This window comes from Thioclava sp. JM3 (assembly GCF_002213185.1).
Taxonomy (GTDB): Bacteria; Pseudomonadota; Alphaproteobacteria; order Rhodobacterales; family Rhodobacteraceae; genus Thioclava; species Thioclava nitratireducens.
In genome coordinates this window covers 41,004-48,068 of the sequence record NZ_NBOB01000015.1, presented here as the reverse complement: position 1 = coordinate 48,068, position 7,065 = coordinate 41,004, and the positions used below count along the sequence as shown (strand labels likewise).

General features: G+C 62.8%; 5 protein-coding genes. 4 read left to right on the top strand and 1 reads right to left on the bottom strand.

Annotated elements, in window-relative coordinates:
* Positions 1–401: 401 nt before the first annotated feature.
* Together uraH and B6V73_RS19005 are read left to right on the top strand one after the other, a co-directional pair.
* A complete protein-coding gene (gene uraH, locus B6V73_RS19010) occupies positions 402–758 on the top strand; it encodes a hydroxyisourate hydrolase (protein WP_075774354.1) in 357 nt (118 codons plus the stop codon).
* Positions 759–880: 122 nt separating this feature from the next.
* Positions 881–2,179 (top strand): urate hydroxylase PuuD, encoded by a 1,299-nt coding sequence (locus B6V73_RS19005; protein WP_088726140.1) that lies wholly within the window; start codon positions 881–883, stop codon positions 2,177–2,179.
* Positions 2,180–2,221: 42 nt separating this feature from the next.
* On the opposite strand, the gene B6V73_RS19000 is transcribed toward B6V73_RS19005, so the two are convergent.
* Positions 2,222–4,828 carry a methyl-accepting chemotaxis protein gene (locus B6V73_RS19000; protein ID WP_168174939.1) on the bottom strand — a complete coding sequence of 869 codons (2,607 nt, stop codon included), beginning with the start codon at positions 4,826–4,828 and terminating at the stop codon, positions 2,222–2,224.
* A 222-nt stretch (positions 4,829–5,050) separates the two neighbouring features.
* Here B6V73_RS19000 and B6V73_RS18995 point away from each other — a divergent pair, with 222 nt between their 5' ends.
* Positions 5,051–5,680 (top strand): ATP-dependent Clp protease proteolytic subunit, encoded by a 630-nt coding sequence (locus B6V73_RS18995; RefSeq protein WP_075774357.1) that lies wholly within the window; start codon positions 5,051–5,053, stop codon positions 5,678–5,680.
* A gap of 117 nt (positions 5,681–5,797) precedes the next feature.
* Entirely contained in the window at positions 5,798–7,063 is a 1,266-nt protein-coding gene (gene clpX, locus B6V73_RS18990) for an ATP-dependent Clp protease ATP-binding subunit ClpX (RefSeq protein ID WP_075774358.1), read from the top strand.
* Positions 7,064–7,065 lie beyond the last annotated feature (2 nt).

Here is a 7,065-nt window from a genome sequence, read left to right as displayed (position 1 = left end):
GCGCGAGCCAAGGTGAAAATCCGAGAGGAAGAGGCTGCGGTAGTGGTGCTTGTTGTGATGGCGCGATCGGCTCATGTCACATCTCCGGTGGATCGGCGGGGAGAGGCAGGCACCCGGCGCCTGCGCAGAGAAGCGATGCGGAAACAGTCCGGAAAATGGCAGACTGCAATTTATGGGCCATAGGATCCTTCCGCTCTTTGCTGCGCTGCCCATCGCCTTCCGACGTGACATCGATGTGACGGCTACGTGAACCTGTTATGTCACCTAGAGGCAGCTGTGCGGTGATCAACCATAAGGGTGTGAAATACCAAGCAACTTCCGGTGAGCGCACGATATCTTGCGGTTTGTTTCACCCGAAAGCATAGTGGTCGCGGTGACGACGATTGGCGAAGGAGAACGCGATGGCAGGATATCTGACCACCCATGTGCTCGACACGGCGCGGGGATGCCCGGCGGACGGGCTCAAGATCACGCTCTTCGCTCTCAACGGAGACGATCGTGAGGTGCTGGCCGAGATGGTGACGAATGCCGACGGGCGCACCGACTCGCCGATCCTGCCGGCGGAGCGGTTTCGCACCGGGCAGTTCGAACTGGTCTTCGCTGCGGGGGATTATCTGCGGGCGAGCGGGCAGGGAGCGGAAGAGCCGCTGTTTCTCGACGATATTCCGATCCGCTTCGGGATGAATGATGCCGGGGCGCATTACCACGTGCCGCTGCTGCTCTCGCCCTACGGCTACTCGACCTATCGCGGCAGCTGAGCCCGGGGCGTCCATCTGCTCGTGATTTGAGCATCCGGACAAAAATCCGGCGGTTCCGCCGCGCCATCGCTTGCGCTCGGCCGTGGCTTCGGAAACTCTGGGCGCAAAACGAGGGACGACGGATGGATTACACTTTTTTTCTGGAATGGGTGCAGTTCGCGGTGCGCTGGCTGCACGTGATCACCGCGATTGCGTGGATCGGGTCGTCCTTCTATTTCATCGCGCTCGATCTGGGGCTGGTGCCCGAACCCAACGCGCCTGAAGGGGTGCATGGGGCGGCGTGGCAGGTCCATGGCGGCGGCTTCTACCACATCCAGAAATATCTCGTGGCCCCGGCGCAGATGCCCGACCGTCTGACCTGGTTCAAATGGGAAAGCTACATGACGTGGCTTTCGGGCTTCGCGATGCTGGTGGTGCTCTACTGGACGCAGGCGCAGTTCTATCTGATTGATCCGCGGGTGATGGAGCTGCCGGTCTGGGGGGCAATTCTGATCTCGATCGGCTCGCTCGCGCTCGGCTGGCTCCTTTACGACCTGATCTGCAAATCGCGCTTCGGCGAAAACAATACCCGGCTCATGCTCGGCCTCTACGTCATTCTCGTCGCGATGGCCTGGGGCTATACGCAGGTCTTCTCGGGCCGCGCGGCGCTGCTGCATCTGGGGGCCTTCACCGCGACGATCATGACCGCAAACGTGTTCCTGATCATCATTCCGAACCAGAAGATCGTAGTGGCCGACCTCGTGGCGGGGCGCACGCCCGATCCGAAATACGGCAAGATCGCCAAGCAGCGTTCGACCCATAACAATTACCTGACGCTGCCGGTCATCTTCCTGATGTTGTCGAACCATTATCCGCTGGCTTTCGCGAGCGCCTATAACTGGCTTATCGCCTCCCTGGTGTTCCTGATGGGGGTGACGATCCGGCACTTCTTCAACACGCACCACGCCCATAAGGGTAAGCCGTGGTGGACCTGGGGCGCCACCGCGGCGTTGTTTATTGCGATCGTATGGCTGTCCTCTATCCCGAAGGCGGATGCCGGGGCGGACACCGAGGACAGCGCCATGTTGACGCCTTTCGAGCAGCGCTTCGCGGCGGCGCCCGGCTTCGACGAAGTGAGCGGTATCGTAATGGGGCGCTGTTCGATGTGTCATGCGAGCGAGCCCGGCTATGAAGGGATTGGCCATGCGCCCAAGAATATCAAGCTCGAGACGCCCCGCGAAATCGCCGCCGCCGCGCGGCAAATCTACGTGCAAGCCGGGCTGACCGACGCGATGCCGCCTGCGAATTTGAGCTATATGGAGCCGCAGGAGCGCGCCGCCATCCGGGCTTGGTTCCGAGCGGGCGAGGCCGGGACGCAAGCGGCAGGTCCAACGGATCGGGCCGAGGCCGAGATCGCGGTTCCCCATCCCGACGCGTCGTGATCGCTGCCGCATATCGGCGGGTTCAGGGATCATAGTGATGAGCTAGAAATCCTCCCAATCGTCATCCGTAGGCGGCGGCGGCAAAGCCAAGGCAGTATTGCCTGACACGCTGATAGGCGAAGCAGCATCGCGCGGGGCCGATTTCGGCGGCGCAGAGGCAATGCGCTCCGATTTCTCGGGCGCACGTCGCGTCGCCACAGCAGGTTTGTCCGCAGAGTCGACACGACTGGCGCTGGCACCCGATGACTCGCCAAGTTTGAATTGTCCCATCGCCTCGCCGAGTTCCACGGCCTCGCGTTCGAGGACCTGGCTAGCGGCGAGGGCCTCTTCGAACATGGCGGCGTTGTGCTGGGTAACCTGATCGAGCTGCGTGACGGCGGAATTGATTTCCGTCAGGCCCGCGCTTTGCTCCTGCGTAGCATTCGCGCTGTCCGCGACATAGGCGAGAAGATCGGAAACGGAGGACTGGATGCCCCCGAGCGCATCGCCCGCTTGGCCCACCAAGCCGACGCCGCGTTTCACCTGTGCTGAGGAGTTCGCGATCAACTCGGCGATCTCGCGTGCAGCGTCAGAGGAGCGCTGCGCGAGCGCACGCACTTCCGACGCGACGACCGCGAAGCCTCGTCCGGCTTCGCCAGCGCGCGCCGCCTCCACCCCGGCGTTCAGAGCGAGCAGGTTGGTCTGAAAGGCGATCTCGTCGATGACGCTGGTGATCCGGCTGATCTGCTCCGAGCTTTGTTCGATTTCCGACATCGCCTGCACGGCTTCGGAAACGACTTGGCCGCTTTCTTCCGCGCTGCGCCGGGCGGTCTCGACAAGGTCATTCGCGCGGCCGGCGGCCTGGGCGGCCGCCTCGACCGAGGCGGTGATCTCGTTGAGCGCGGCGGCGGTCTCCTCGAGCGTGGCGGCCTGCCGTTCGGTGCGCCGCGCCATGTCATCGGAGTTTGACGAAATTTGCCGCGCCTCAGTGCGGATCGATCCGGCGTTGTCGAGCACCTTTCGCATCGCGTCGCGCAAATCGCTGATCGCGCTGTTGAAGTCGTCACGCAATGTCTTGGAATCGCCTTCGAATTCAGCGGTGATCTCGGCCATGAGATCCCCGGCGGAGAGCCCGGCCAAGGCCGATTTCAGGGTCTCGACAATGTGTTGTTGGGCGGCTTGCATCGCGTCGCGTTCTTTCCGGCGGGCGTCAGCCTCCAAATGCTGCTGGGTGCGGTCGCTCGCGAGCACGGTGAACATGACCATCGTGCCGTCCGAATCGAGGATCGGGTTGACCGAGCCTTCGAGCCAGGCCTGGCGGCCGTCGGCACAGCGCAGCATCAGCATACCCGCGAATGGCTGCGGATCGCGCCGGAGAATTTCGCAGACCGGCGTGCCCTCGAAGGTAATCTGGCCGGCTACGGACATCCCGGCCATATCTTCGCGGGGCGCGCCGTAGACTTCGGCAAACGCGTGATTGAGCGTGTCGATCGTTACATCGGGGCGTAGGTCCACGCGCAGGAGGTTGGCGTCGATCGCAGAGATCAGCGAGGCATTGCGCCGTTCTTCCGTGGTGTTGCGCCATTGCGAGACATGGCCGATCTTTTCGCCCGCCTCGTCGGTCACGGGGCTGACGAGGCAGCGAAGCGATCCGGCGCGCATTCGGCCTTCGAGGGTGAGGGTGTCGCGTGCCCCGCCGTCGAGCGCTGCGGCCGCGGTCGTCCCCGCTGGCAAAATCTGGTCCGCGCGGGTTCCGACAAGCTTATCGGGGTCGAAACTCGGGTTGTAGGATCGGATTTCTGGCGCGAAGGGGCGCAGCAGATCCGAAGCGGCCTCGTTGGCGAAGGTGATGACGTGATCGTTGCCGGTGAGAATGATCGCGACCGAGGCGCTTTCGAGTGCGGCGCTGTGGACCCGCGCTGCGCGGTTGCGCGATTCGGCGATCGCAAGCTCGGACGCGAAGGTTTGCAGCGCGCGGGCGATCGCGCCGATTTCGTCGTGGCGCTTGGTGGCGGGGATTTCGGCATCGAGCTGCCCCGCGACTACGGAGCGCATCGCCTGCGTCACGCGGGTGAGCGGGCGCGCGATAAGCCAGCGTACGCCGAGCATCGCGCCGCCGAGAATGCCCACAAAAATCAAGGCCGTGAAAGCGAGGTTGCGTATCATGTCCTCGGCAGCGCGCGCGATGGCGGGTGCCGGGCTCCACCGCAGTGCGAGCACGGCGAGCGGGTCGTCTTGCGGGGAAATGCGCAGGGGAATTGCTTCGCTCAGCCCGTCTGCCGATTTCTTCAGGTCCTGCGCCTCAATCGCGTTTTGCGCAAGCGTGACCAAGGCTGGGTCGGCCTCGCCCGCCTTAGCCAGAACGTCGCCGCGCAAGTTGAGCACCAGCGCGGACTGACCGGCGCCGTCGGAGCCCGCGAGGACCGCTTTGACCTCATGAGACGCGTCTGCGATCCGTCCCGTGATCAGCGCATCCGTTACCGAATCACCGAGCATAGGCAGGATCTGGTCGAGCTGCGTCCTCGCGGCCTCGTTGGCGCGGCGATGGTTCGAATTGATCGTGAGCAACGTCATCAGCGCCGCGAACATGATGCCGACGATCGCGATCAGGGCCAGCAATTTGACCATCACGGTGTGCCAGGCGCTTGCGCCAGCCTCGGATTTGGACATCTCCGCCTCTTTTTTCCACACGGGGGCATTCCCGCAAAATCGCGGACACGCTACGTCCATCCCCTTTCGATGCCCTTAACGCGGACCTGCTGCAGGTCAGCATTTGCGCCGCAAGCGCATTTTCCCCGCAGTCAGTGCCCTTGAAGGTCCCCGATGCGGTCACTAAGACTTCCGTAAAGATCACACGCTATGAAGAGCGTCGAACGACCAGGAAGGGCCGAGATGAAAGATCCCCACGAGTTTTACATGAACACGCTGGTGCCGATGGTGGTCGAGCAGACCTCACGCGGCGAGCGTGCCTACGACATCTACTCGCGCCTGCTGAAGGAGCGCATCATCTTCCTGTCGGGCCCCGTCCATGACGGCATGTCGACGCTGATCTGCGCGCAGCTTCTGTTCCTCGAGGCCGAGAACCCGAAGAAAGAGATCGCGATGTACATCAACTCGCCGGGCGGCGTGGTGACGAGCGGTCTGTCGATCTACGACACGATGCAATACATCAAACCCAAGGTCTCGACGCTGGTAATCGGGCAGGCGGCCTCGATGGGCTCGCTGCTGCTGACCGCGGGCGAAAAGGGGATGCGCTTCTCGCTGCCCAACAGCCGCGTCATGGTCCACCAGCCCTCGGGCGGCTACCAGGGGCAGGCGACCGACATCATGATCCACGCCCGCGAGACCGAGAAGCTCAAGCGTCGCCTGAACGAAATCTACGTCAAGCATACCGGCAACGACTACGAGACCGTCGAAGCCGCGCTCGAGCGCGACAACTTCATGTCCGCCGAGGCCGCGAAGGAGTGGGGCCTGATCGACGAGATCCTTGAAAGCCGGGTCAGCGACGACGGAGAAAAGTGATCCTCCCGCTTAACTTCGGGACGATTTTGACATTGAGGTGACGGTTGGCCTGTCCTAGTCTTGAAGGGACAGGCCAATTCACGAAGCCCGGGGCGGCCCGGGCAGCAGAGGTAAGAGATGGCGAACTCGAACGGCTCCGACAGCAAGAACACGCTTTATTGCTCGTTCTGCGGCAAAAGCCAGCATGAGGTCCGCAAGCTGATCGCGGGTCCGACCGTGTTCATTTGCGACGAATGCGTCGAGCTGTGCATGGACATCATCCGCGAGGAGACGAAATCGGCCGGGCTGAAATCCACCGAAGGCGTGCCGACCCCGCGCGATATCTGCCAGGTGCTCGACGATTACGTGATCGGTCAGGAACATGCCAAGCGCGTGCTCTCGGTCGCGGTGCACAACCACTACAAGCGTCTCAACCACGGCACGAAGACCGACATCGAACTGGCGAAGTCGAACATCCTGCTGATCGGCCCGACGGGCTGCGGCAAGACACTTCTCGCCCAGACGCTGGCGCGCATCCTTGATGTGCCCTTCACGATGGCCGACGCGACGACCCTGACCGAAGCCGGTTATGTGGGCGAGGATGTCGAGAATATCATCCTCAAGCTGCTGCAGGCGTCGGAATACAACGTCGAGCGGGCGCAGCGCGGCATCGTCTATATCGACGAGGTCGACAAGATCACCCGCAAGTCGGACAACCCGTCGATAACGCGCGACGTGTCGGGCGAGGGTGTGCAGCAAGCGTTGCTGAAGATCATGGAGGGCACCGTGGCCTCCGTGCCGCCGCAGGGCGGGCGCAAGCATCCGCAGCAGGAATTCCTGCAGGTCGACACGACGAACATCCTGTTCATCTGCGGCGGCGCCTTCGCGGGTCTCGACCGGATCATCGCGCAGCGGGGCAAGGGCTCGGCGATGGGCTTCGGCGCGGACGTAAAGGATAGCGAAGACCGCAATATCGGCGAGCTGTTCAAGGAGCTCGAGCCCGAGGATCTGCTGAAATTCGGCCTGATCCCGGAATTCGTCGGTCGTCTGCCGGTCATCGCGACGCTGACCGATCTCGACGCCGAGGCGCTGGTGACCATCCTGACCGAGCCGAAAAACGCGCTGGTGAAGCAGTACCAGCGTCTCTTCGAGATCGAGGGTGTGTCGCTGACCTTTACCGACGATGCGCTGACCGCCATCGCCAAGAAGGCAATCGAGCGGAAGACAGGTGCGCGCGGCCTGCGGTCGATCATGGAAGACATCCTGCTCGACACGATGTTCGAACTGCCGGGCATGGAAGAGGTCGAAGAGGTCGTGGTCAACGAAGAGGCCGTGACCCAGAGCGACGCAAAACCGCTGCTGATCTATGCCGAAGCCAAGAAGGAAGGCAAATCGGCGAGCTGATC